Annotated in this window: 21 protein-coding genes; 15 read left to right on the forward strand and 6 right to left on the reverse strand. The window is 71.8% G+C overall.

What is annotated here, in order from left to right; translation table 11 throughout:
* Positions 1–108 precede the first annotated feature (108 nt).
* Positions 109–993, reverse strand: coding sequence for a universal stress protein (locus Aco04nite_RS12165; protein WP_212997353.1), 885 nt, complete (start codon positions 991–993; stop codon positions 109–111).
* Positions 990–2510, reverse strand: coding sequence for an amino acid permease (locus Aco04nite_RS12170; protein WP_244875927.1), 1521 nt, complete (start codon positions 2508–2510; stop codon positions 990–992). Before Aco04nite_RS12170 ends, Aco04nite_RS12165 begins: the two co-directional genes overlap by 4 nt.
* 281 nt (positions 2511–2791) lie before the next feature.
* Between Aco04nite_RS12170 and Aco04nite_RS12175 the strand changes: the two genes are divergently transcribed.
* From Aco04nite_RS12175 to Aco04nite_RS12205, 7 genes are read left to right on the forward strand one after another with little or no spacing between them, the layout of a single operon-like run.
* Positions 2792–3142, forward strand: coding sequence for an STAS domain-containing protein (locus tag Aco04nite_RS12175; protein ID WP_212997354.1), 351 nt, complete (start codon positions 2792–2794; stop codon positions 3140–3142).
* Between the two features lie 28 nt (positions 3143–3170).
* Positions 3171–3839 (forward strand): alpha/beta hydrolase, encoded by a 669-nt coding sequence (locus Aco04nite_RS12180; RefSeq protein ID WP_212997355.1) that lies wholly within the window; start codon positions 3171–3173, stop codon positions 3837–3839.
* A 12-nt stretch (positions 3840–3851) separates the two neighbouring features.
* Positions 3852–5087: an ATP-grasp domain-containing protein gene (locus Aco04nite_RS12185; protein ID WP_212997356.1), complete on the forward strand. Its 1236-nt coding sequence runs from the start codon at positions 3852–3854 to the stop codon at positions 5085–5087.
* Between the two features lie 55 nt (positions 5088–5142).
* The gene (locus tag Aco04nite_RS12190; RefSeq protein WP_212997357.1) at positions 5143–7350 is read left to right on the forward strand and encodes a putative bifunctional diguanylate cyclase/phosphodiesterase; all 2208 of its coding nucleotides are present in this window, start codon (positions 5143–5145) and stop codon (positions 7348–7350) included.
* Between the two features lie 10 nt (positions 7351–7360).
* A complete protein-coding gene (locus tag Aco04nite_RS12195) occupies positions 7361–7819 on the forward strand; it encodes a DUF5990 family protein (protein WP_244875928.1) in 459 nt (152 codons plus the stop codon).
* Positions 7816–10929, forward strand: coding sequence for a DEAD/DEAH box helicase (locus Aco04nite_RS12200; protein ID WP_244875929.1), 3114 nt, complete (start codon positions 7816–7818; stop codon positions 10927–10929). The genes Aco04nite_RS12195 and Aco04nite_RS12200 overlap by 4 nt, the downstream gene beginning before the upstream one ends.
* A complete protein-coding gene (locus tag Aco04nite_RS12205; protein WP_244875930.1) occupies positions 10922–11665 on the forward strand; it encodes an SWIM zinc finger family protein in 744 nt (247 codons plus the stop codon). Before Aco04nite_RS12200 ends, Aco04nite_RS12205 begins: the two co-directional genes overlap by 8 nt.
* 1 nt (position 11666) lies before the next feature.
* Here the strand turns inward: Aco04nite_RS12205 and Aco04nite_RS12210 are convergent, their stop codons facing one another.
* Positions 11667–12395 (reverse strand): VOC family protein, encoded by a 729-nt coding sequence (locus tag Aco04nite_RS12210; RefSeq protein WP_212997359.1) that lies wholly within the window; start codon positions 12393–12395, stop codon positions 11667–11669.
* A gap of 35 nt (positions 12396–12430) precedes the next feature.
* Between Aco04nite_RS12210 and Aco04nite_RS12215 the strand changes: the two genes are divergently transcribed.
* From Aco04nite_RS12215 to Aco04nite_RS12225, 3 genes are read left to right on the forward strand one after another with little or no spacing between them, the layout of a single operon-like run.
* Positions 12431–13261 carry an aminoglycoside phosphotransferase family protein gene (locus Aco04nite_RS12215; protein ID WP_212997360.1) on the forward strand — a complete coding sequence of 277 codons (831 nt, stop codon included), beginning with the start codon at positions 12431–12433 and terminating at the stop codon, positions 13259–13261.
* Positions 13262–13277: 16 nt separating this feature from the next.
* Positions 13278–14069, forward strand: coding sequence for a GNAT family N-acetyltransferase (locus Aco04nite_RS12220; RefSeq protein WP_212997361.1), 792 nt, complete (start codon positions 13278–13280; stop codon positions 14067–14069).
* A 19-nt stretch (positions 14070–14088) separates the two neighbouring features.
* Positions 14089–14790, forward strand: coding sequence for a hypothetical protein (locus tag Aco04nite_RS12225; RefSeq protein WP_212997362.1), 702 nt, complete (start codon positions 14089–14091; stop codon positions 14788–14790).
* Here Aco04nite_RS12225 and Aco04nite_RS49575 read toward each other — a convergent pair.
* From Aco04nite_RS49575 to Aco04nite_RS12240, 3 genes are all read right to left on the reverse strand, one after another.
* The gene (locus Aco04nite_RS49575) at positions 14740–16221 is read right to left on the reverse strand and encodes a GGDEF domain-containing protein (protein WP_280519335.1); all 1482 of its coding nucleotides are present in this window, start codon (positions 16219–16221) and stop codon (positions 14740–14742) included. The two genes, Aco04nite_RS12225 and Aco04nite_RS49575, sit on opposite strands and share 51 nt — an antisense overlap.
* A 77-nt stretch (positions 16222–16298) precedes the next feature.
* Positions 16299–16679: a YccF domain-containing protein gene (locus Aco04nite_RS12235; RefSeq protein WP_244875931.1), complete on the reverse strand. Its 381-nt coding sequence runs from the start codon at positions 16677–16679 to the stop codon at positions 16299–16301.
* Between the two features lie 36 nt (positions 16680–16715).
* Positions 16716–17549, reverse strand: a complete 834-nt coding sequence (locus tag Aco04nite_RS12240; protein WP_212997364.1) for a ricin-type beta-trefoil lectin domain protein — start codon at positions 17547–17549, stop codon at positions 16716–16718.
* A 150-nt stretch (positions 17550–17699) separates the two neighbouring features.
* Between Aco04nite_RS12240 and Aco04nite_RS12245 the strand changes: the two genes are divergently transcribed.
* From Aco04nite_RS12245 to Aco04nite_RS12265, 5 genes are read left to right on the forward strand one after another with little or no spacing between them, the layout of a single operon-like run.
* A complete protein-coding gene (locus tag Aco04nite_RS12245) occupies positions 17700–18719 on the forward strand; it encodes a hypothetical protein (RefSeq protein ID WP_212997365.1) in 1020 nt (339 codons plus the stop codon).
* A gap of 37 nt (positions 18720–18756) precedes the next feature.
* Positions 18757–22002, forward strand: a complete 3246-nt coding sequence (locus Aco04nite_RS12250) for a hypothetical protein (protein WP_212997366.1) — start codon at positions 18757–18759, stop codon at positions 22000–22002.
* Between the two features lie 48 nt (positions 22003–22050).
* Positions 22051–23751 (forward strand): alpha/beta fold hydrolase, encoded by a 1701-nt coding sequence (locus Aco04nite_RS12255; RefSeq protein WP_212997367.1) that lies wholly within the window; start codon positions 22051–22053, stop codon positions 23749–23751.
* 17 nt (positions 23752–23768) lie between these two features.
* Positions 23769–24731 carry a threo-3-hydroxy-L-aspartate ammonia-lyase gene (locus tag Aco04nite_RS12260; RefSeq protein WP_212997368.1) on the forward strand — a complete coding sequence of 321 codons (963 nt, stop codon included), beginning with the start codon at positions 23769–23771 and terminating at the stop codon, positions 24729–24731.
* Entirely contained in the window at positions 24728–25120 is a 393-nt protein-coding gene (locus Aco04nite_RS12265) for a RidA family protein (protein WP_212997369.1), read from the forward strand. Before Aco04nite_RS12260 ends, Aco04nite_RS12265 begins: the two co-directional genes overlap by 4 nt.
* Positions 25121–25533 lie beyond the last annotated feature (413 nt).

The raw sequence follows: 25533 nt of genomic DNA on the forward strand, positions 1-25533 counted from the left end.
GGCGATCCTCGGTTGCACGCCGTCAAGGTAATGCCTGACCTGCGGTTCCGCCCCGCACCTGATGGGGGAGGGGCGGGGCGGAACCGGGGGTCAGGCGCTGCGAAGGGCTCAGCCGCTGCGGGGGACGATGACGACGGGGCGGCGGGCGCGGCGGACGAGGCGGGTGGAGACGCCGCCGAGGAAGACACGGCGGGTGGGGCCGTAGCCTCGGGAGCCGCAGAAGAGGACGTCGATGTCGTCGAGTTCGGCGAGTTGGTCGACGACGTCGCCGGTGCGGATCTCCCAGTCGGCGGTGGTTTCGCGGACCGAGGAGGCGGCCCGGGTGAGGGACAGTTCGTAGGTTTCGCGGGCGGTGTCGCGGAAGGCGTGCTCGGCGTCCTGGCCGACCAGGAACGGCAGGGTGGCGTCGGCGTCGGCGACGACCGTGTAGAGCCGCAGGGGGGTCCTGGTCCGGGAGGCCAGGGAGGCTGCCGTGTCCAGGGCGGCGCGGCCGTCGAGGGTGTCGACGTAGGCCACGCCGATGCGGCCGAGGGTGCCGGGCGGGCGTTGCATCCCGGCGGGTGCCACGGCGATCGGGCAGATGCTGCCGGCCAGGAGGCGGTCGGCGGTGCTGCCTGCGAAGAGGCGATGGCGGGGGCCCGCACGACCGGAGCCGACCACGATCGTCTGTGCGCCCAGCTCCTCGGCGAGATCGTGCAGGCCGTGCGCGGCCGACGTCGACGCCACGGTGCGGTATTCCACAGCCGGGCCGGTTGCGGGGATGCCCAGGCCGGTCAGGACCGCGCGGGCGCCGTCGAGGACGGATCGGGCCGCCTCGTGCCGGGAGGCGATCCACTCCGCGTCGACCCGGCCCGAGCCGAGTGCCGCGGGTGCCGGGTGGACGACCGCCACCACCAGCGGGGCGTCCAGGACCGTTGCCGCCCACTGGCCGAGGAGCAGGGCGTCGCGGCCGGAGTCGCCACCGTCCACGCCGACGATCACCGGCGCCGTCACGACGGATCACCGCCCGTGGTGCCACCCGCGCCCGGCGAGGAGGACGGCGGCGGGGAGGACTGCGAGGGGAAGGACGGCGGCGGGGAGGTGATGCCGGCGGCGTGGTCCTTGCGGAGCTTGGAGTTGCGGTAGCCGTACAGGAAGTAGATGGCCAGGCCGATGGCGAGCCAGACCACGAACCGGATCCAGGTGGAGAGCGGCAGGTCGCTCATCAGGTAGACCGCGAACAGGACGCCGACGATCGGCAGGAACGGTGACCACGGCACGCGGTACGGCCGGGGCATCTCCGGACGCGTCCGGCGCAGGATGATCACGCCGATGTTGACCAGGATGAACGCGAACAGCGTACCGATGTTGACGAGTTTGACGATCTCGGAGAGCGGGACCAGCGCGGCCAGGATCGCGATCAGGATGCCGAGGCCGATCGTGAGCCGGGCGGGGGTGCCGTACCGCTGGTTGACCTTGGCGAAGCGCTGGGGGAGCAGCCCGTCGCGGCACATGGCGAAGAAGATGCGCGTCTGGCCGTACATGATGACCAGGACGACGCTGGTGATGGCGACGACCGCGCCCAGTGACAGGATCCCGGCAGCCCAGCTGATCCCGGCGCCCTCGTCGAGGGCCGCGGCCAGGGGTGCGTCGCTGCTCTCGAGCTGTTCGGGGCTGGCGATGCCGATCGCGCCGACCGCGGTCAGCACGTAGAAGATCGTGCAGATGATCAGCGACCCGATGATCGCGAGGGGCAGGTCCTTGGCGGGGTTGCGGGCTTCCTCGCTGCCGGTGGAGACGGCGTCGAAGCCGATGTACGCGAAGAAGATGATCGCCGCCGCGGAGGTGACGCCGTCGACGCCGCTCGGGGCGAAGTTGTGGAAGTTGCCGGTGCCGAAGTTGAACAGTGCCACGGCGATGAAGAACACCAGCACGGACAGCTTCACCGCGACCATCACGAGGTTGACCCGGGCGCTCTCGGTGACGCCGCGCACGAGCAGCAGGGTAATGGCCAGCACGACGAACACGGCCGGCAGGTTGAAGATGCCGCCGTCCTCGGGTGACTTCGCGATGGCGTCCGGCAGGCTGACCCCGAACGCGGCGTCGAGGAACGCGTTGAGGTTGCCGCCCCAGCCGACCGCGATGGCGGCGACGCTGACGCCGTACTCCAGGATCAGGTCCCAGCCGATGATCCAGGCGACGATCTCGCCGAGGGTGGCGTACGTGTAGGTGTAGGCACTGCCCGACACCGGGATCGACGACGCCAGCTCGGCGTAGGACAGAGCGGAGAACGCGCAGGCCACCGCGGCGAGCACGAACGACAGGATCACCGCGGGCCCGGCTACTCCCGCTCCCTCGCCGATGACCACGAAGATGCCGGTGCCGATGATGGCGCCGACGCCCATGGCGGTCAGTTGCAGGGCGCTGACGGACTTCTTGAGACCCTGCCCTTCCTCGGTGGTCTCGGTGATCAAGGATCGGACGTCGCGGATCGCGAAGATCCCCGGTTTCCGGCTCGAGCTCGTCGTCATGCTCACCCTCCGTTGCAATATCGGTGACCATCGGTCTCACCGTGGCGTCCACCTGGGAGAGCCGCAAGATGATCTGCGGGATGCGGGAATCTTCGCCGCCCGGGTTGCCGTCTCGTGCGTGCGGTGGGTGACACCCCCGTGACACTCGGCGGACGCCTCCGGGCAACCCGGCGGACCACCTGTCCGCCCTGGTCACGGATTGGTGCGGCAACCTGCGAGGTGGCGGGACGGCGTTGTACCGTGAACCCACGGGCGAGACAGCGGATGGGGCGGAAGATTCCATGGGCGAGGCCGTGATGACCACCCGGCGTCAGGACGACGGCGCGATCGTGGTCGACGTGCGCGGCATGCTCGACGCCGCGACCGTGGACGCGTTACGCAACGCCCTGGTCGGCACGCTGCACGGGCAGCGCCCGACGATGATGATCGTCGACCTCACCTATGTCACCTTCATGGACTCGATGGGCGTCGGCGCGCTGGTCGCGGGGTACAACGCCGCCCGCGAGACCGGCACCCGGTTCCTGCTGCGCAACCCCAGCGAGTTCGTCCACCACCAGCTGCGCATCACCGGCCTGACCGAGATGTTCGGCCTGCCCCAGCACCCGACGGGCCCCCAGTCCTACACCCCCTGATCCGCCGGGGCCACCTAGTCTGCAGGGCATGTGGCGAGACGTTCCGCTGACACTGCCCGCGCTGCGAGCCGATGTCGATGCCCGGGTGTGGTCACCCCCGGTGCCGACGGACCGGGTGGTCGTCGTTCATGACGGCGATGAGTACGAGCACCGCACGGCGATCTCGACGCTGATCCCCGGCGCTCACGTGGTGCTGCTCCCCGCCGCCGATCGGCTGGAGTGGTATTCGGCCAGTCCGGCGTACGCGAAAGCATTGGCTCTTGAAGCCCTCCCGCAGCTGGCGGCCGTCCTCGGCACGGACCGGCCGGTCGTCGGGGTCGGGGCGAGCCTCGGCGCCCTCGCCATGCTGCACGCGCAGCGCCGCCACCCCGAACGGTTCGCCGGCCTGCTCCTGCAGTCGGGCAGCTTCTTCCAGCCGCGGTTCGACCGGCAGGAATCCGATTTCCGGCGCTGGCTGCGCATCGTGCGTTTCACCGGCCGGGTGGAACGGGCCACCGGCGGCCCCGGCGTGCCGATCGCGCTCACCTGCGGCAGGGTGGAGGAGAACCTGGCCAACAACCGGGCCATGGCGCAAGCCCTGGCGCGTCAGGGGTACGAGGTGGACCATGCCGAGGTACGGGGCGGTCACGACTGGCCCGCCTGGCGTGCCGCGCTCGATCCGCACCTGAGCGCGCTGCTGCACAAGGTGTTTTCCTAGAGGAGGAGACCCGTGGCCGACGTCGAGCACACCATCGGATTGCTGCTGGGAACCGAGGACGACTGGCCGCGCGCCTATGAGGCGCTGCTGCGGCGGGTGGGGACGATAACGGACGGCTCCGGGCGTACCCATCGGATCGATTCGGTAAGGGTGACCATCGAGCCGTTCAACCTGCGTGACAAACCCCGCCACGACCTGGTCATCGACCGGCTCGCCTATTGGTACTACCACCCGCGGGAATGGCTCAAGAAAGCCGCGCTGATGGACGACGTCTACCTGCTGAACAGCCCGTTCACGTTCCAGTCGATGGAGAAGCACGCCGCCTACTGCGCGATGATGAGGCTCGGGCTCAAGGTGCCCGAAACGGTGCTGGTGCCGTTCAAGAACCCGCTCGACAACTCCCGCTGGGCGTACACCTCGGGGCGGTACAACCAGCAGTTCGACCTGGAGGCGCTCGCCGAGTCGGTGGGCTATCCGATGTTCATGAAACCGTACGACGGCGGCGCCTGGGTCGGCGTCTCGAAGATCCGTAACGTCGACGAACTGCACGCCGCGTATGACGCGTCCGGGGAACGGCTCATGCATCTGCAGGCCGCGGTGGAGGACTACGACGTCTTCGCCCGCTCCCTGACGATCGGCCCGGAGACCATGGTGATGAAGTTCCGGCCCGAACTCCCCATGTACGACCGCTACGCCGTGGAACACGATTTCCTGAGCCCTTCCACGGGCGACGAGGTGGTCACCATCTCGCGACTGGTCAACGCGTTCTTCCGGTGGGAATTCAACTCCTGCGAATCGCTGGTCAAAGGCGACGAGGTCCACCCGATCGACTACGCGAACGCGTGCCCCGACGTCGCGGTCACCTCGCTGCACTACTACTTCCCGTGGGCGATGGCGGCCCTGCTTCGCTGGACGGTCTACTGCGTGGTGACCGGCCGCCGCCCCCGCCTCGACATGGACACCACCCCCTATTTCGCCATCGCCGACGACCGTTCTCTCTCGTACGCGCAGAAACTCGCCGGATACCGCCGGCTGGCCGACGACTACTTCGAGGTCGACCGGTACGAGGAATTCTGCGAGAAGCACCTGTCCCACGTCGACGAGATGGTCCACGACTGGGTCAGCTCGCCGGAATTCACCACCCTGCTCGACCAGACGGTCCGCGCCACCTATCCGCCGGACGAGCACGAGCGCTTCCTCGCCCACTTCCGCGGCCTGATCGACGCCTGGCTGCGCGACCAGGCCTGAGCGCTTTCGCAAACCCGGGGCCGCCGTGCCGGGGCCGTGGTTCGATGGTGCGGTCATGTCTGCCTCTGCTCCGGCCGCACGGCCCCGCTGGTCACGGCCGACCGTGGTGTCGATCGTGGCGCTCAGCCTGCTCACCGCGGCCGGGCAGGGCTACATGGCGGTGCACAGCGATGCCCGGCTGTGGGTTCTGGGCGGGCTGCTCCTGGTGCTCGACGTCGCCGGCGCGGGCTACGGGTTCCTGGCATCGAGGCAGTCGCCCTTCACGCGTATGCCGTGGCGCCTGATGGCCGCCGGCCGGGCGGCGTCGGCCGTCGGAGCCATCACGATCATCCTGTCCGAGCGGGTCGGAGGCGCGGCGTTCTGGTGGAGCGGGACCACGGGACACCTGGCCATGTACGTGCTGCTGGCCGGCGGTGTGCTGTACGGCGCGATACGCCAGTACACCGGCCGGGACCGGGTGGCGCTGCTCGCCGAGCTCACCACGGTGGTCGCCGCCGGGGTCATGCTGACCTGGTACATCACCGTCGTCCCGCTGCTCGGGCGGCAGCCGCCGGCCCGGGACCTGGCGTACATCCTCGGGTCGCACGTGGGCGACCTGCTGCTGCTCGCCGCCATCGCCTCGATGCTGCTGCGCGGGGCGGTGACCCGTTACGCGCTACCGATCACCGTCAACGCCGTGGGGCTCGCCGCGTACCTGGCATCGGATCTCGCCTGGTCTCTGAGCGGCGTCGTGGCCGCGTCCCTGCTGCTCACCCTGGCCCCGATGATCTCGGTCGGGAAGCCGGCCCACGCCGCCCGCCTCAATCCGCCGGCCTGGGCTGTCTACCTGCCGGTCTCGGCGATCTTCCTCGCCTGCGGGCTGCTGATCGCCGTCGTCGCGCTCGAGGGCGAGGTGCTGCGCTGGGGTGGCATCGTGGCCGGGCTGATCATGATGGCCGCCGCGATGGCCGTCCGGCAGATCATCTACATGCGGGTGAGCGGCGACCTGATCGTGTCGGACCCGCTGACCGGGCTCGCCAACCGGGTCGGGCTGGAACACCGCACCGCCCGCGCGGTACGCCACCGGGAGTCGATGGCGCTGCTGCTCATCGACCTGGACGGCTTCAAACTGATCAACGACGCGTACGGGCACGCGGCCGGCGACACCGTCCTGATCCACTTCGCCGGTGAACTCCGCGACGCCGTCCGCGCCGGTGACCTCGCCGCCCGCATCGGCGGGGACGAGTTCGCCGTCCTGCTCCCCGGCGTCACCGACGCCGGCAGGGCCCGCGCGGTCGCCGAGCGGATCCTCGCCGTCGCCGCGGCGCATCCCGTCGCGATCGGTGACGACCTCGTTCCCGTCCGGGCCAGCATCGGCGTGGCCGTCGCCACCGACGGCGAAGCGCTGCAGGAAGTCACCCGTCGCGCCGACGTCGCGATGTACCACAGCAAGCGGGCCGGCAGCCACGGCTGCGTCGTCCACGACCCGTCCCTGACCGACCCCCGCGCCGACGACGCCCTGCTCTCCGACGACCTCGACCACGCCCTCGACCGCGGCGAACTCCACGTCCTCTACCAGCCCATCGTCACCCTCGCCGACGCCCGCCCGGTCGCCGCCGAAGCCCTCCTGCGCTGGCAGCACCCCACCCGCGGCCGGATCCCGCCGGACCGCTTCATCCCGATCGCGGAACGCTCCGGAGCCATCGCCCGCATCGGCCTCTGGGTCCTCGCCGAGGCCGCCGCCCAGCCGTTCCCTGCCAGCGTCAACATCTCCCCCCGCCAGTTGCGCGAACCCACCGTCGTCCACGACATCCTTGCCGTCCTGCACCGCACCGGCCGCGACCCCCGCGACCTCATCCTGGAGATCACCGAATCCGCCATCGTCGACGGCGAAGCCGTCATCGATGCCCTCCGCTCCCTGCGCACCCACGGCATCCGCATCGCCATCGACGACTTCGGCACCGGCTACTCCTCCCTGCAGTACCTCACCCGCCTCCCGGTTGACATCCTCAAGATCGACCGCAGCTTCGTCGCCGAGCTCAACGGCACCCCCGGCGGCGCCGCCGTCACCGAGGCGATCATCCATCTGGCCGGGGCCCTCACCCTCACCACGGTCGCCGAAGGCATCGAAACCGCCGCCCAGGCCGCCGAGCTGCAATCCCTCGGCTGCGACAAAGGCCAGGGCTATCTGTACGCCGAACCGCTGCCGGCCGCCGACGTCGCGCGCACGTTCGTGGGCTCGGCCGCCGAGGGCCGTACCGGAAATGTCGGAGGGTCGGCCTAAGGTTCAGGGCGTGCGGATCCGGATCGAGGGCAGCGACCTGCCAGGGCGTCGTGGCGGGGCGGCAGCCGATGCCCTGCGCCTCAGGAACGTGCACGTCGGCGTGCAGCGGACCGGGCCCGGCCGGGTCACCGAGGTCGTCGACCGGGTCTCGGCGTTCGCCGGCGCCGTGACCTGGGAGTTCGAGGTCACGAGCCGCGAGGTCGACGAGCTGCTCGATGTCGGCGGGCCGTTCGTGCACGGGCGGCCGGGAGCACGGTTCCTCTATCTGAGCTGGGGTTCCGTCGACGGCGACGCGTTCGCGATGTTCCGGCGGGCCAAGCTGTTCTTCGGCGACATCCCGACCGCGGTCCTGCGGGCGGCCCATGACGGGGATCTGCTGCTGGTCGGGCGGGTCGGGCTCACCGACGCCGAGGGTGGGCCGCGGTGCGCCCGGGTGCGCGCGCCGGACCTCGTCTGGAGCCTCGGATGACGGTGCTGCACGGGTTCATCGCCCGCGACGGGGCCCTCGCCCTCTGGGGCGAGGCCGGCCCCGCGTCGGGCTCGGCTTCCGCCGGCAACGTGCCTCCTGCCGCCGGCGTGCGCCGGGGGGAGCATCCGTCCGCGTTCGTGCCCGGGGGTGTGACGGCTCGGGGGGCGAGCACGCTCGGGGAGTTGCGGACGTCGACGGTGTTGCTGCCGTCGACGTCGGCGGGGCCGTTGCCGTCGCCGGGGCTGGGGCTGGCGGCCCGGCGGGGGGTGCCGAAGCTGCGGCCGTGGGTGGTGCCCGCGGTGGTGGTGCCGTTCGTGACCGAGGAGATGGCTGACGAGTTCGGGGCTCGGGCCGCTGCGTCCGTGGCTTATCTGGCCGAGGTGTGCGCGTTCGCCGCTGATCTGGTGGCGCGGGGGCGGGTGCTGCCGGGGGTGCGGCCCGGCGAGCCGCGCGGACGGTCCCGGGCCGAGGGAGCGCGGGGGTTCTGGCGGCCGGTGCTGACCGGCCCCGACGCGGCCCGGCACGCCGCCCTGGTCGAGCGCATGCCACCCGCCTGCCGCGCCGAACGGGCCCGGCCCGGGGACGTCGACGGGCTCCCCGCCGCCGACGCCCTCCACGCAGCCCTGCACCGCCTCGTCGACGGCCTCGTCCGCACCCGCCTCGCCGAGGCCGGCATCACCCTCACCGGAGCCCCCTGGCTCACCGCCCTCACCACCGACGACGGCAACGCCGCCCCCACCAAGGACGGCAACACCGCCAAGGCCGCGCCGGACACGGGCACGGTGGATGCGTGGCGGGCGAAGCCGGGTGAGCTGGACATTCTGGCCGAGGCGCTGGATGAGTGGCATGCCGAGGCGAGCAGTGGGTCCGTGGTGCGGGTGGTGTTCCGGCTGAGCCATCTGCATGAGGTCGAGCCCGATGAGCCCGACGCGACCAGCGCCCATGACACCGCGCCGCCGCCGGATGCCGGGCCTGAGGACGCGTGGTTGCTGGAGTTTCTGCTGCAGCCCTTGGAGGAGCCGAGTCTGCTGGTCAGCGCGACCGAGGTCTGGCAGGACGCGATCGCGCCGCTGCGGCGGTGGACGCAGCGGCCGCAGGATCGGCTGATCGCGGGGCTGGGGCAGGCGGCGCGGGTGTTCGGGGATCTCGAGGCGGCGTTGCGGGTGGCGCGGCCGGCTGAGCTGGTGCTGGATACCGAGGGGGCCTACCGGTTCCTGGGGCATGCGGAGGTGCTGGAGCAGGCGGGGTTCGGCGTGCTGCTGCCGAAGTGGTGGCGGGAGCCGTTGCGGTTCGGGCTGGCGCTGGAGGTGCGCAGCCGGGAGGCCGCCGCGCACGTGCTGCGGGACGAGACGACCAACCTGGCGACGCTCGTCGGGTACGACTGGGGGCTGGCGCTCGGCGGGAAGGTGCTGACCGACGACGAGCTGGCGGAGCTGGCTCGGGTGAAGGTTCCGCTGGTCCGGCTGCGGGGGCGATGGGTGTATCTCGACGCGCAGCGGCTGCGGACGGGGCTGGAGTTTCTGAAGCGGGGCGGCGGGACGATGACCGCCGGGGGTGCGCTGCGGCTGGTCCGGTTGATGCCGCCCGAGGAGGTGCCGCTGCCCGTGACCGAGGTCCGGGGGCGGGGATGGGTGGCCGACCTGCTGGGCGGGCGGCTGGGGGAGAGGCTCGAGCTGATCGAGCCGCCGCCGGAACTCACCGGCGTGCTCCGGGCGTACCAGATGAGGGGTTATTCCTGGTTGTCCTTCCTGGACGGTCTGGGGCTGGGGGCACTGCTCGCGGATGACATGGGGCTGGGCAAGACCGTGCAGTTGCTGGCTCTGCTGCTCGGGAGCCGGCGGGGGCCGACGCTGCTGATCTGCCCGCTGTCGGTGCTGGGGAACTGGCAGCGGGAGGCCGCGCGGTTCGCGCCGTCGCTCAGGGTGCGGGTGCTGCACGGGGCCGACCGGGCCGAGCCTGCCGAGCTCGCGGACGGGGCCGACGTGGTGCTGACCACCTATGCGACCGCGACGCTGGACGCCGATGAGCTGGCGCGGGTCGGCTGGGACCGGGTGGTGCTCGACGAGGCGCAGCACATCAAGAACAGCGCGAGCGGCACCGCCAAAGCCGTCCGACGCTTCCCGGCGCGGTCGCGGATCGCCCTGACCGGTACGCCCGTCGAGAACCGGCTCGCCGAGATGTGGTCCATTCTCGACTTCCTCAACCCGGGGCTGCTGGGGAGCGCGCACACGTTCCGCAACCGCTACGCCGTACCCATCGAACGGTATGCCGACGAGGACGCCGCCGCACGGCTGCGGCAGGCCACGCGGCCGTTCCTGCTGCGGCGGGTGAAGTCCGATCCGAGCGTGATCGACGACCTGCCCGCGAAACGGCTGACCCGGCACCTGTGCGGGCTGACCACCGAGCAGGCCACGCTCTACCGGGCGGTGCTCGACGACATGCTGCTGCGGATGAAACAGGACAACGAGACCCGGCGCAAGGGGTACGTCCTGGCCGCGATGACGAAGCTCAAACAGGTCTGCAACCACCCCGCGCAGCTGCTCGGCGACGGCTCACCGCTCGCGGGGCGCTCCGGGAAACTCGAACGCCTCGAGGAGATCCTCGACGCGGCGCTGGCCGAGGGGGAGAGCACGCTGTGCTTCACCCAGTTCGCGCGCTTCGGGACGATGCTGGTGCCGCACCTGGCCGCGCGGTTCGGGGTGCCGGTCCGGTATCTGCACGGCGGGACCCCACGCGGGGCGCGGGACACGATGGTCGCCGACTTCCAGGCCGACCGGCGGCCGGGGATCTTCGTGCTGTCGCTCAAGGCAGGCGGCACGGGGCTCAACCTGACGGCGGCGAACCACGTCGTCCACGTAGACCGGTGGTGGAACCCGGCGACCGAGGCGCAGGCGACCGACCGGGCGTACCGGATCGGGCAGGACCGCGACGTGCAGGTCCACACGCTCGTCTGCCTCGGCACCCTCGAGGAGCGCATCGACCGGCTTCTCGCGGACAAGGGCGTGCTCGCCGAGCGCGTCGTCGGCAACGGCGAGGGCTGGCTGACGACCCTGTCCAGCGACGAGCTGCTCGACCTCGCCCGGCTCGCCCCGGAGGCCGTCGGTGACTGAGTCGTTCTCCGCGTCGTTCGTGGCGATGTTCGAGGCCCTGCGCATGGCCCCGACGTTCGCCCGCGGCCGCCGCGACGCCCGCGCCGGGCACGTTCGCAGCCTCAGCATCTCCGGCAGCCTCGTCGTCGCCCAGGTCCGCGGCCCCGACGACCCCCGCGCGTTCCGGTCCCGCATCGCCGTCCGCGCGTTCGGCGCCGCCGAGTGGGCCGGCATCGAGGACGACCTGGCCGCCGAGGCCCGCTACGTCGCCGACCTGCTCGCCGGGCGCATGCCCACCGGCATCGACGCCGTCTTCCGCCGCGCCGGGCTGACCCTGCTCCCGCTCTCGCTCGCCGAGGTCGCCATGGACTGCGCCTGCGAACGCTGGCCCATGCCCTGCATCCACCTCGCCGCCACCGTCTACGCCCTCGCCGACTCCTTCGAGACCGACCCGTTCGGCACCTTCACCTGGCGGGGCCGCGGCCGCGACGAGCTCCTCACCCGCCTCACCCAGCTCCGGGCGACGGCACAACCCGCGGTGGTCGAGCCCGAGCCCGCCGCCCCCGGCCTGGGTGACCTTTCCAACTTCTGGGACATGGGTACGCCCACCGCGCCGTCGCCGTCCCCCCTGCGCCCGGCCCGCCCCGACCTGCTCCTCGACCAGATCGACACGCCACCGCTGCGGTACGGGGGTGTGCCCCTCGCCGAGCTGCTGCGCCCGGCGTACCAGGCGCTCCCGCCCATCAGCCCGGAGTGATTCAGCTCGGAGTGAGCAGGCAGAACTCATTGCCCTCGGGGTCGGTCAGGACCTTCCACGTGATGTCCTGGCCCAGGTCGACGGGGGTGGCGCCGAGACCCGTCAGCCGGGCGGCCTCGGCCTCCAGGTCGTCAGCCGGGTAGGGGCGGATGTCGAGGTGCACGCGGTTCCACCCGGTCTTCACGTCGGGCGAGCGGAGGAACTGCAAATAGGGCCCGACGCCCGTCGCGGAGCGCAGCACCGCACTGTCATCGGTCACCTTGTGCACGGTCCAGTCGGTGGCCTCGCCCCAGAACCGGGCCATGACCCGCGGATCCGCGCAGTCCACCACGACGGACGCGATCGGGCCGGTCTCCTGCAGCATCGAGTCCAGCACGCAGAACTCGTTGCCCTCCGGGTCGGCCATGACCGTCCACGGGACATCACCCTGACCGACGTCGGCGAGCGTCGCCCCGAGCCCCGTCAACCGCGCGACCGTCTCCGTCTGATGGGCCGCCGACGCGGTGGCGAGGTCGACGTGCACGCGGTTCTTCACCGTCTTGGGCTCCGGCGAGACGATGATGTCCCCGACGACGGCGACGGGGTCGGGGTAGACGAAGCCGGCGGGCTCGAGGTTGGTCACGCCGGGCCCCTCGCTGGAGATCTCCCACCCGAGCGCCGCCGCCCAGAAACGGCCCAGCGCGGCATCGTCCCGGGCCTTCATGTTGATCTGCACCAGCCGCGTCGCCATGCCCACGATCGTAACGGGCGATTAGGATCGCCCCGATGCTCAACCCCTGCGCCGACACCATCGGCCTGCGGTACGCACTCCCGGTCCGCGAGATACCGGGCGGCGCCGCCAACCGCTGTTACGCCCTTGGCGACTCGCTCATCCTCCGCATCCCCCGGGACGCCGCGGCCGCCACCGATCTGGCCCGCGAGGCGATCGTCATCCCGTACGCCGTAGCCGCCGGCGTCCCGACACCACCGATCGTCGAATACGCGGGCGGCTACATGGTCGTCACGCGGGTTCCCGGCGCCGACGCCGTGACCGCGCCCGTCGCAGCCGGGTTCTACGAAGCGGTGGGCGAAGGGCTGGCCGTCCTGCACACGGTCACCGCCGTACCGGGCCTCGACGCGCCCGCTCCGGACGATCCCGTTGCGCTTGTCAACGCGTACGCGACAGGTGGGCTCATCGACGCGGCGACGGCGTCCTGGCTGACCGGCTGGTTCGGCAGACTCCGCCGTCCGCCCCTGCCGCCCGTCCTGCTCCACGGCGACGTCGCGGACCAGAACCTCATGGCCGGCCCCGACGGGCGTTTCACCGGTTTCGTCGACTGGGGTGACGCCCGCCTCGCCGACCCCGCCATCGACTTCGCGAAGCTCCCCCTGCCGGCGGCGGACCGGGCGCTGCGCGGCTACCTCGGCACTCCCGACCTGGGCGACTGGCCCGCCCGCGTCCTCTGGCACCATCTGCACTGGGCCCTGGGACGGCTCGCCCACCCGGTGCCCGAGCCGGGGGCGCGACATTGGACCGCAACCCCGTACGCACGCCTGTTCTCCATCATGCGGTTCTTCACCGCGGCCCCCGGACAGTGGACGCGGCTCCTGCCCTGACTGTCATATTGGGACGATGGTGGATACCGCTGCTCTCCTGGCCGTCTACGACGCGCAGATGCGCATGCCGCCCGGCGGCACCCTCCCCGCCGGCGTGACCTACGAGCACGACGGCCCGGTCGTCCGGATCGTCGGCGGCCACATGGGACGGATCCGGGCGCCGCGCGACGTCGGCGTCACGGGTGCCGCCCTCGACCGCCTGATCGTCCGTCAGCGGGACTACTTCCAGGCCCGCGGCCAGGGCGTCGAATGGAAATTCCGGGCCCACGACCTGCCGGCGGACCTCCCCGAGCGCCTCGTCGCGGCCGGTTTCGTGCCGGAGGACCCGTCCACGACCCTGCTCGGCTTCGCCGCCGAGCTGGCCACCGAGCCCGTCCTGCCCGCCGGCATCGTGCTGCGACAGGTCCACGAAACCGATGACCTGCGCCGCATCGCCGACCACCAGAGCGAGGTGTGGGACACCGACCTGTCCTGGGTCACGGGCATGCTCCTGTCCCAGGTATCGGCCGACCCCACCCAGATCACCATCCTGATCGCCGAGGCAGATGATCGGATCGTCTGCTCCGCCTGGTCCCTCTACTACCCGGGCACCGAGTTCGCCGCCCTCCTCGGCGGCACGACCCTGCCCCAGTGGCGCGGCCGCGGCATCTACCGCGCCCTGATCGCCGCCCGCGCCCAGGACGCCGTCACCCGCGGCGTCCCCCTGCTCCACGTCGACGCCTCCCCGGCCAGCGCCCCCATCCTGCGCCGCCTCGGCTTCCACGCAATCACCACCTCAACCCACTACCACTGGACACCACCGAATTAGCCGCGGTTTGATCCCGGTCATGGACGTCTGTGTTGTCGCGGTGGATGTCGGCTCGGTTCGTCCGCCGTCACGCTTCGCCTGGGTGGCGCTGGACACGCGTGGGGCTGAGCCGATCGGTGCCGGCATTGATCCTGCGACGGCGGTCGACGCGGTGGCTGCCGCCCTCACCCGGGGTGACCAGGTCGCGCTGCTCCTGGAAGCGCCGATGGCCGTCCCTGTCCCGGATCGTTGGGAGGACCTGGGGAAGGCCCGTGCCGGGGAGGGAAACCGGCCCTGGTCGGCCGGTGCGGGTGCCGGCGTCCTAGCCACCGGCATCGCCCAGGCGACATGGATATTCAAGGCGCTCGCCGAACGGGTCCCCGCCTGTACGGCAACCACCCAGCCCGCGACATGGCAGAGCGGTCAGGCTCAGCTGCTGCTGGCCGAGGCGTTCGTGTCAGGAACGGGTAAGCCGGTTCCGGTCGGCGTCAGCTCTCACGCTGCGGACGCCGCGGCAGCGGGCCGCGATTTCCTCGATCGGCTCCACAGGGGGCCGTTGGTCTCCGACGTGGTGTGTGGTCCGCATGCCGCGGTCAACCTGCTCGCCGCCACCGCGATCGGGGGGCGGTTGCCGATTGCTGAGCATGAGCTCCGTGCGGACGTGCTCGTGCTGAAGGTGCGGCCGGTCCGGTCAGGTGGCGGAGTGTTCGAGGAGTTCGCCCGGGGCGGGGAGGGCGGCTGATTCCTGGCGGTGCTGGTGTTTCTCGGTGTACATGCCGGCGTCGGCGGCGGCGAGGAGGGTGTCGGTGTCGGGGGTGGGGTAGTCGCCGGCGGCGGCGATGCCGATGCTGACGCCGAGGGGGTAGGAGTCGTCGGCCTGGCAGACGGGGTCGGTGACGAGGTTGCGCAGGCGGGTGGCGATGGCGTGGGCGTCGGCGGGGGATTTGACGTCGCAGGCGAGGACGACGAATTCGTCGCCGCCGAAGCGGGCGGCGAGGTCGCCGGGGCGCAGGGAGGCGCGCAGGCGCTGGGCGAACTCGATGAGGACGAAGTCGCCGGCGGCGTGGCCGTGGCGGTCGTTGATCTGTTTGAAACCGTTCAGGTCCAGGTAGAAGATGACCGGGCCGTAGCCGTGGGCGGCGGCGAGCGAGGTTTCGAGGGCGGCCCGCAGGGCCTGGCGGTTGGCCAGGCCGGTGAGCTGGTCGTGGCGGTTCTGGTGGGCCAGGACCGCGCGGATGTCCTCCTGGCCGCGGACGACCAGGACGAAGCGCACCAGGATCAGCGAGGTGAGCAGGGCGATCGACACGAGCAGGGAGACGCGGCTCAGGACGCTGTCGAAGGTCTGCAGGCCGGCGAACATCGGCAGGGCGACCAGGGAGATGCCCAGGAAGACGACCCGGGCGGGGTGCAGGCGGTCCTCGTGCTCGGTGTCCGGTTCGATGCGATCGGCGCGGGGGTGCACGAGCGCGGCCACGAAGAAGCTGTTGGCCACGAGCAGGACGCCGTCGAGGCGTTCGGCCTGCACGGCGCGGGACAGCGCCGGGAGCAGGGCCGGGAGCATGGAGATGCAGACGTCGCCGACCATCGTCACGGTGAGGGCGGCGACCAGGTAGCGGGTCGGGCCGTGTTTCGAGCCGGGGGCCAGGACGAGGATCGCGACGACGGCGAAGAGGACGACGTCGCCGAGCGGGTAGAAGGCGCCGAACACGATGGCCAGGGAGAGCTGCTGGTGCTCGGCTGCCGGCAGGATCAGGAACTGCCAGCACAGCCAGGCCATCACCGTGGCCATCGCCAGCGCGTCGAGCATGCCCTCGCGCAGGTTGCCGGGGGCCCGCACCCGGACCAGTCTGATCAGGCCGATCGCGAGCAGCGGGTAACCGCTGACCCAGAGCACATCGGAGGGTTGCACGTCCCCCATCGGCCCCAGCAGCCACGTCAGTACGTCGGACAACAGGTCGCCCACGACCCAGATGGTGAGCGCCCCGATGACGTACGCGTAGCCGCTGCGGACGGGGCCGGTGATCGTGCGCAGCCGCGCCCAGCCGAGTGCGACGAGGCTGGTGAAGCAGATCAGGTAGGAGAAATGCGCCACCGCGCTGCCGGGGGCGACCGCTGCGGGCACGCCCGCGGCAGCGGCGTACGCCGGCACTAGCAGGGGTGGCACACGTGGCATGCGCTGCCTATCGGTCTCGGCCCGGCCCGGTGAAGGGAAAGCCACCATACACGCGCCGTGGCGGCTCAGGCCGTGTCCTATCGGTCGAGCTCGACGATCTCGCGGCCGAGAGGCCAGAATGCCACGGGTACGAGCTTGAAGTTGGCGATTCCGAACGGTATCCCGATGATCGTCACGCACAGCGCGATCCCGGCGGTGATGTGGGTGAGCGCCAACCACCACCCGGCGAGCACGACCCACAGGACGTTGGCGATGCCGGAGGCGACCCCGGCGCTGGGCCGGCTCACCACGGTGCGCCCGAACGGCCACAGCGAGTAGACCGCCAGCCGCATGGCCGCGACGCCGAACGGGATGGTGACGATCAGCGCGAAGCAGATCAGCGCCGCGATGCCGTAGCCGATCGCGAGCAGGAAACCGCTGCCGAAGATGAACCAGAGGATGTTGAGGATCGTTCGCACACCTTGAAGCATGACCGACGAGTGCCAGTGCGGACGCTACGGCAGGTTCCAGCGCTGGTTGCTGCTGCCGTTGCAGGTGGTCGTGCGGACGCCGGCGCCGAGGCGGTTGCCGCCGGCGGGGTCGGTGAGGCAGGTGCCGGTCGCCACGTTGATGACGGTGGCGCCGTCGACCCGCCACAGGGTGGTGTCCTGGCCGCGGCAGGTGGTGATGCGGACGCGGGTGTCGTCGCTGCTCTGGGCACATTTGCCGCTGACGCGCAGGGTGCCGTCGGTGTCGAGGGTCCACACCTGGGCGGCGGTGCCGTTGCAGTCGAAGACCTGGACGTGGTTGGTGTCGACCGCCACGCCGCCGTTGAGGTCGAGGCAGTAGCCGCCGGTCTCGGTGATCGTCCCGGTCCGCGCCACGGCGGACACCACGGACGGCGACGGTGCCGGCGACGGGGCAGCGGAAAACGAGGGGGCGGGGGAAGCGGACGAGGTGCGGGAGGACGACGGCCGCGTGGATATGGGGGAGCGGGTCCGGACACGGGAAGTACGAGTGGCCGTGGCCGAGGAAGGCACCCCGGCCGGAGTCGCAGCGGTGGACCACGGCGGGAGCGAGACGTCGACGAAAGCTTGCGGCGTACGGTGCGCCCCGGGTTTGAGCGTGACGGCCAGGCCGGCGGCAGCGAGGGCGACCACGACGGCGATCAGCAGTGCCCAGCGGCGGCGACGCCGGGGGAGGACAGCGGGCGGAACGCGGGGGATGACAACGGTCGCATCCGCGAGGTCGGGGGCGGGCGGCGACGCGGGCCAGGTGGGGGAGGAGACGACCGGCGGGGGCGCGGAGACGTACGGGCGGACCAGCAGTGGATCTTCGGTGTCGTCCATTACCGCCCTATGCGCCGCCGTGAGAGGACGTCACCGTACCGAATCCGCCGGCCAAGATCAGCGGCCGAAGATACCGGATCGGGCGGCCTTAGGGTTGCTTTAACCTGCGACTAACCCGCGCTTAGGGCAAACCCGGACAGAGTCGACGCCATGTCAACTCTTCGCTCCAAGAGCCTCGCGGCGTTCGCCGTGTTCGCCGCGGCCGTCCCGCTCGCCGCGGTCGTCGCGGCAGCCCCCGCGGAGGCGGCCAGCTCCAAGTTCTGCACCGGCGGCAGCTACGCGGTGCTCGGCAAGGTCGGCCAGAAGGACCGGTTCCGGGGTACGGTCGCCGCGCCCGCCACCCGCTTCCTGGTGCAGGGCAAGTACACGCAGTTCACCATCGATCCGGTGACGTTCGCCATCTACGACTACGCGTTCACCGGCGCCGCCAACACCGGCGACATGACCGGCGGCAAGCTCACGCCCGTCTACGCGGGCAAGGTCCCCGATCACCGCGGCCTCGCCCTGACCAGCGGTATCGGCCTGGAACTGCGCGACGAGGACATGACGATCTCGCGGACCGGCACGAGCGGGCTGAGCATGAAGATCCAGGCGAAGGACTGCGCGCAGGGCGGCATCTTCCAGATGGAGGTGGCCCGCGGCGACGGCACCCGCACCCGGATCGTGCACACCCTCGCGGACACCACGTTCTACTACGACAACCCCAATTTCCGCGCCGACCTGGGTAAGTGGCTGGGCTCCGGCTGCACGAGCGAGCAGACCGGTCCGTCCGGCGACCTGTGCGTACGCGTCAGCCCGCGGGTCAACATCGGCAGCGATCTCTCCCCGAAGCTGATCCTGCGCGACAGCGCCCAGGTCGCCACGCGCATCCCGCAGGCGTCGTGCGGCCCTGACCTCACCAACGCGCTGGGCCTCACCGAGACCAGGGACCACTGCGGCGCGACGAGCGTCTGGGACGTGGCCAGCGGCGGCCGACTCGGCATGGTCACCGGCGAGGACGCGACCGAGGTGGCGAACCCGCCCACGGCCTGCACCGAGGACTGCCAGGCGCAGAACCAGGTCGGCGGCAAGCTCGCGACGCTGGGCTTCCCGAACCCGGTGCCGGCGGCGAGCAGGCTGTCCCCGCGTACCTCCCCGGACGGTCTCACCGCACCGCTGACCGCGCCCTGATCCCAGGGTTGTTGCGGGGGTGGGGCAGAATCCGCAGGTGCTGCCCTACCCCCGGACCATCCCCGCCCTGCTGCGCGCGTTGCGTGAGCTTCCCGACCCGCACGCCGGGATCGCCACTCTGGCCGCGGGCGGGCCTGACGAGCGCTACCTGGCGGTGACGGCGGCCGCGGCGTTCGGCGCACGGTCCGTCGTGGTCGAGGCCCTGCAGGATCCGGATCCGTCGGTACGCGGGGAAGCGGCGCGACAAGCGCTGAGGCTCGGCTGGTCCACGGCCGAAGCCCTGCTGACCGACGCCACCCCCGTGCTGCGTCACCTCGTCCTGCGGTTGCTGCGCCGGAACCCGGGGTCCGGCGACGACGTGATCGACCTGGTCCGCGAGCGCTACGGGGATCACGAGGCGGCCGTGGTGCTGCCCGCCTGCACCGCACCGGTCGTCGCGCGGCTGCTCCCGGAGCTCGCGCACGCGATCGTCTCGTGGAAGGTCCTCGCCCGCCGCCACGCCGCCGTGCTCCTCGACTACGCCGGCGCGCGGCTCGCGGCCATGGGGACGCCGGACTGGGACGCGCTGGTGACGGCGGTCGGCACGTGTACGCGTACCCAGCCGGGCCTGGTCCTGGATCTGCTCGAACGATATGCGCCGGGCGAGCTGCCCGCGATCGACCTGGCGCCGCTCGCGGCCCGCTTCCCCCGCCGCGTCGCGGCGCTGATGATCTCCCGGGGCGTCTCGCACCGCCGGTGGGGCCGCGGGGTCATCCGGCACTTCCGGGAGCTGAGCGTCGCTGAGCTGGTCGCCCTCGACGCGCTCTCCGGTGACCTGCTGCCGGTCCTCGCCCCGCAGCGGCGCGGCGAGGTCTACGACGCGGCGGCTCAGGACCTCATTCCTTCTGCGCACCGGGTCGACGTGCTGCCCGCCGCGTGGCGGCATCGCGAGGCGCGCCGCGTGCTCGCCCTGCCGCATATCGTGGCCGACGAGCAACTGACGATCGAATGGAGCCAGTACCTGCCGGCCGCCGAGGCGCTGCCCCTGCTCGACCGGGCCGCGCGCGATCCGGACCCCGCCCGGCGCGCTGCCGCGTACGAGAAGATGATCGGGGTGGCCCGCCGGGAACCCGCCGCCCTGCCCGAGGTGCTGCAGCGCCTCGCCGGGGCTCGCAACGAGCGCGACAAGGTGCGCCGGCTTGCGCTGCAACAGCTCCACACGCTCATCCCGCACCTGGTCCCGGCGGTCATCCCCGCGCTCACCGCGTTCACCGACGCGTCGCTCGATGCCCGGGACTTCTCGGCCCGCAGCCAGGAGCTGATGGGTGAACTGCCGTACGAGGTGCTGGCCCGGCGCGACGCCGACGACGCGGTCACGCGCTGGGCGCTCGGCATGGCCACCCGGGTGGAGATCCCGGGCCGGCTCGAGAAACCGCTGCTCCCCGGCAAGGAACACCTCCTCGCCGCCGCCCTGGGCAAGCGGATCGCCACGGACACCACCGCGTTGGTCGCCCTCGCGCGCCTCCTCGGCCCGCGGGCCCGCCACGTGCCGGAGATCCAGGATCTGCTGCGCACCGCCGCGCTGCCGGCCTCTGCCTCCGGCTCTGCTTCCTCCGCGCCCGCTCCCTCCTCCGCTTCCTCCTCCTTCTCCGATGGCGTCCGCTTCTCCGATCGCGTCCGCATTTCCGGTGACGTGCGCGAGGACGCCGTCGAGCTGTGGCTGGACGACCCGCGCTCCCGGGCCGAACGCACCGCGGAGCTGCTGGAGGCGGATCCGGCGGCCGCGCGCTTCGACGCGGTGTGGCGCGAGGTCACCGGCTACAGCACCACCCTGCTCGACCCGGTCCTGGGCTTCTTCGCCGCCTCGCGCTCCCGGCCCGGCCCTCCGCTGCACGTGCGGCGGTGGCTGCCCCGCCGGCAACGTGCCTACGCCGAGGTGCTGGCGGCGATCGCGGCGGACACCGAGCGGGAGGACCGTGCCCGGGCGGCGGTGCTGAAGGATCTGGCCCGGGTCCCGGTCGCCGGTCGCGAGCTGCTCGGCGCCTTCCTCGACGCGCCCGGGACCGTCCTCGCCGAGGCAGCGCTGGGCGCGCTGCCCTGGACGGACCGGCCCGGCGAGGCGCTGCCGGTGCTGCTCGACCAGGTGGGTGGGGGCCGGGCCGGGGTCGCACTGGATGCCGCCGGCCGCGCGGCCCGCTTCGTGAGCGGCTCCGAGCTGCTCGCCCTGCTGCGCGGTGTCCTGCTCGCCCCGGCGCTGCGGGTGAGCAGCTTCAAGGCCCTGGTGCGGCTCCTCGGCCGGTACGGGCCACCGGACTCCCTCGGCCTGCTCGCCGAGGTGTGGCGGACCCCCGGCACCCACCCCGACGTGCGGGCCGCCGTGGTCGGGTCGCTGCGCGCCTACCTGCCCGCGGAGACCGTCTGGCAGATCTACACCGAGGCCCTGGCATCGGCGGACCGGTCCGAGGTGCGGGCCGTGCTGGCGGTTGATCCCGACGACCTTGCCGAGCCCGGCCGCCGCCGGTTCGCGCCGCTCGTCGTCGCGGCCTGCGCCGGTCCCGACCCGGAGATCGCGGCGGCCGCGTACAACAGCCTCGTCCCGTGGCTCCCGTGGGCGCCGGACGTGACCGCCCTGGTGACCGGGGTGCTCGCCGACCCGGAATCCGGGGTGCACGACCTGCTTGCGGGGTCGCTCGCCGAGGCCATGGTGCGGGGGCCCGGCGCCGGGTTCCTGGCCGAGGTCTTCGACCGGCTCGTAGCCCTGGACCTCGCGGACCCCGAACCCGGCAGCGCCGTCCGGGACCGTCCCGCGCGCCGGCGGCTGAACGCGATCGCCGACCGGCTGACCTCGTGGGCGCGCGACAATGTGGTCCGGGACGCGGAGCGCGTACGCGTAGCCGCCCGGAAGCTCGCGTCGCACCCGGCGTTCCTGAGCGACGCGGCCGGACTGCTCACCGCGCTGGCGGATCTTCGCCCGGCCGGGGTGGACGCGCTCGGTGACCGGCTCGCCGAGGTGGCAGATCTCGTCGCCGGCCGCCCGGCAGTCGCGGTGCGGCTCGCCGCCGACCTCGATCGCCACCGCCGGTACTCGTTCACCGCCCGGCCCGAGCTCGGCCTGCCCGCGGCCCGGCGGCTCACCGGGCGCGGCGACCTGGCCGGGGGACTTCTCGCGCTGGCCCTGCTCGCGCCGGGCGGCTCGCAGCAGTGGAGCCCGCCCTGGCAGGAGGCACTGCAGCGACTGCGCGACCACCCCGACCCGGACGTCTCCGCCGAGGCCTACGCGGTGAAGATCAAGCACCACAGTTGAAACCGGACCTTTCCTGACGGTGCGGGACAGGAAGCCGAAGAGACGGTCATGCCGCTCCTCTCCCGCCTCGTCGCCGCCGGTCTCGCCGTGTCGGCCCTGCTGTCCCCGGCCCCCGTCCAGGCTGCCGCGAAGTCCGCTCCGGGTGCGGCGAAGTTCTCTCCGGGTGCGGCGACCAGTGCGACCGAGGCGCGGCGGGTGGGGCGGGTGGCCACACCGAAGCTGCACTGGTACGCGTGTTACGGCTGGGCCCAGTGCGCCACGGCGAAGGTACCGCTCGACTACGACCACCCGTACGGTGCGCAGACCACGATCGCGCTGCTGCGCGTCAGGGCCACCGACCAGAAGCACCGGATCGGCAGCCTGTTCGTCAACCCGGGCGGCCCCGGCGCCTCGGCGACCAACCTGGCCCTCGCCGCGTCGAGCGTGTTCAGCCAGTCGATCCTGGAACGGTTCGACATCGTCGGCATGGACCCGCGCGGCATCGGCTCCAGCGACCCGGTCACCTGCTTCCCCGACACGGGTACGCAGTCCAAGGCCCTCAAGGGCATGAACGTCGCGTTCCCCGTCGGCGCCGCGGAGACCAAGGCGTACCTGACGAGCGTCCGCAAACTCGCCACCGGCTGCTCCACCATCGGCCGTCCGCTGGCCGGAGCCATGTCGACCGCCGAGGTCGCCCGCGACATGGAGGTCATGCGCCGCGCCGTCGGCGACAGCAAGCTCAACTACTTCGGCTTCAGCTACGGCACCGCCCTCGGCCAGTACTACGCGAACATGTTCCCCGACCGGTTCCGCGTCATCGCCGTCGACGGCGTCATCAACCCCCGCAACTGGGTCGGCACGGCCAAGACGCAGAACACCGTCCAGGACGTCCGGCTCGGTTCGGCCGTCGGCGCCGAGAAGGCCCTGCGCCGCATTCTCACCCTGTGCGACCGGGCCGGCACCACGAAGTGCGAGTTCGCGGCGGGCAACCCGGTCGCCCGCTTCGCCACCATCACGGCCGCGCTGAAAGCCGGACCCCTCACGATCCAGGGCGAGAAGCTCACGTACGCCGCCTTCATCGGCGCCGTCCTCAGCGCCCTCTACGGCCAGGACGCCCCGGAGCAGGTCACGGGTCTCGCCGCGGACGTCTGGACCCTGATGCACGGCGGTGCCGCCTCCGCCGGGCTTCGTCGCGCTTTCGCCTACGACAACTCCCTGGACGCGTACGCCTCCGTGATGTGCACCGACGGCCGCCACCCGGCCCACCTCGCCAACTGGCCCGCGAAGGTCGCCAAGGCCTCCGCCCGCGCCAGGTACTTCGGCGCCGCCTGGGCCTGGGCCAGCGCCCCCTGCGCCCGCGACACCTGGACGGTCCGCGACGAGGACGCCTACACCGGCCCCTTCACCAGGACCACGAAGAACACCGTCCTGGTCGTCGGCAGCTACTGGGACCCGGCCACCAACTACTACGAAGCGGTCGGCTCAGCGAACCAGCTCGGCAACGCCCGCCTCCTCAGCAGCAACAACTTCGGCCACACCGCGTACACCTCGTCCCCCTGCGTCACCAAGGGCATCGACAACTACCTGCTCCACAAGACGCTCCCGGCCAAGGGCACGGTCTGCGCGGCGATCCAGCCCTTCACCACCACCCTCGACACGGGTACGGACTCCGCCGCCACGCCGAAGCTGAACCTGCTCACCGCCACGAAGGCCGACATCGTCGCCGCCGGCCGCCCCGCCCCGGACGCCCCCAAACAGGGCCTCTACTGAGTACTAGGCTGACCGGCATGGTGATCTTGCAGGATGTACGCGACGCGGCCGAGCGACTGAAGGGGGTCGCGCACCGCACCCCGGTGATCCGGTCCCGGACCCTCGACGACCTCGTCGGCGCGAGCGTGTTCCTCAAGGCGGAGAACCTGCAACGCGTCGGGGCGTTCAAGTTCCGGGGCGCGTACAACGCGTTCTCCCAGCTCACCCCCGAGCAGCTGACCCGGGGCGTGGTGACGTTCTCGTCGGGCAACCACGCCCAGGCCATCGCGCTGTCCGCCCGCGAACTGGGCAGCACCGCCGTGATCGTGATGCCGCAGGACAGCCCGGTGGCCAAGCTCGACGCCGTCCGCGGCTACGGCGCGGAGATCGTGCTCTACGACCGCTACACCGCCGACCGCGAGGAGATCGGCCGCACCCTCGCCGGGGAACGCGGCCTCACCCTCATCCCGCCGTTCGACCACCCGCACGTCATCGCCGGTCAGGGCACCGCCGCCCTGGAACTGCTCGACGAGGTCGGTGAACTCGACGCGATCGTCGTCCCGGTCGGCGGCGGCGGCCTCATCGCCGGTACCGCGGTCGCCGCGAAGGGCCTGCACCCCGCCATCCGCGTCATCGGCGTGGAACCCGAAGCCGGCGACGACACCCGGCGTTCCCTCGCCGCGGGCGAGCGGATCACCATCGACGTCCCCCGCACCATCGCCGACGGCCAGGCCACGACCGCCCCCGGCGAGCTGACCTTCGCCCTGAACAAGGACCTCGTCGACGAGATCGTCCTGGTCAGCGATGACGAGCTGCGCGACGCCCTCCGCTTCGCCGTCGACCGCCTCAAACTCGTCCTCGAACCGAGCGGCGCCACCGGCCTGGCCGCCCTCCTCACCGGCCGCGTGACCCCCACCCCCGCCCGCATCGGTGTCATCCTCTCCGGCGGCAACGTCGGCGCGGCCCGCCTGGCCGAACTGCTCGCCGAGGGCCTCCGATGACCAGCGAGGTGGTCCGGGCCGAGGGCCTGCCCCGCCCGAACGGCCATTACTCACCCGTGGTCAAGGTAGGCAACCTGCTCTTCCTGGCTGCCCAGACCGGCATCGACCAGGCCACGGGTACGGTCCCCGAGGGCGGCTTCGAACCCGAGTGCCGCCAGGCCTTCACCAACATCCAAACCATCCTCCACGCCTGCGGCTCCAGCCTTCCCGGCGTCGTCCGCGCCGTCGTCCTCTACACCGACCTCGCCGACCTCCCCGTGATCAACGCGGTCTTCGCCGACACCTTCCCCACCGACCCACCCGCCCGCACCGCCGCCATCGTCGGCCTCGCCGGCGGCCGCCGCATCTCCATCGAGATCACCGCGGTCGTCCCGAGCGGCACGGCGTGAACCGCCTGGTCCTGTGATCTCCGAGTGAACATTCCGGGATTCCCGACAAGCGGCCGGTGGTCAGGGGCCCCTGACTCGAGTTCCCGGGGTTCAGCGCACCATCCGCGTGGGTGACACTCCGTGCTCGTCGTTTCTGGAGATCGATATTTACGAATTTGTGGGGTCGGCCACTCGTCGAACATTGCGCTGAGGCCCCGGATGGCGCAATTTGCAGTGGCCTTACCTGTCAAGCGCGTGGCAATCATTGTTCAGCGCATGACATATACATTCCGGCGCTGGTGACGGAGCGTGTCGCCGGTCGCCGGTCGCCGGTCGCCGGTCGCCGGTCGCCGGTCGCCGGGCCGCCGGGTCGCCGGGTCGCCGCGAGATCGATGGCGGCGGCCGTCGAAAGCGCCGCGGTCGTGAGGAGCGGG

Origin of the sequence: Winogradskya consettensis, from assembly GCF_018332715.1 — a bacterium.
Lineage (GTDB): Bacteria > Actinomycetota > Actinomycetes > Mycobacteriales > Micromonosporaceae > Actinoplanes > Actinoplanes consettensis.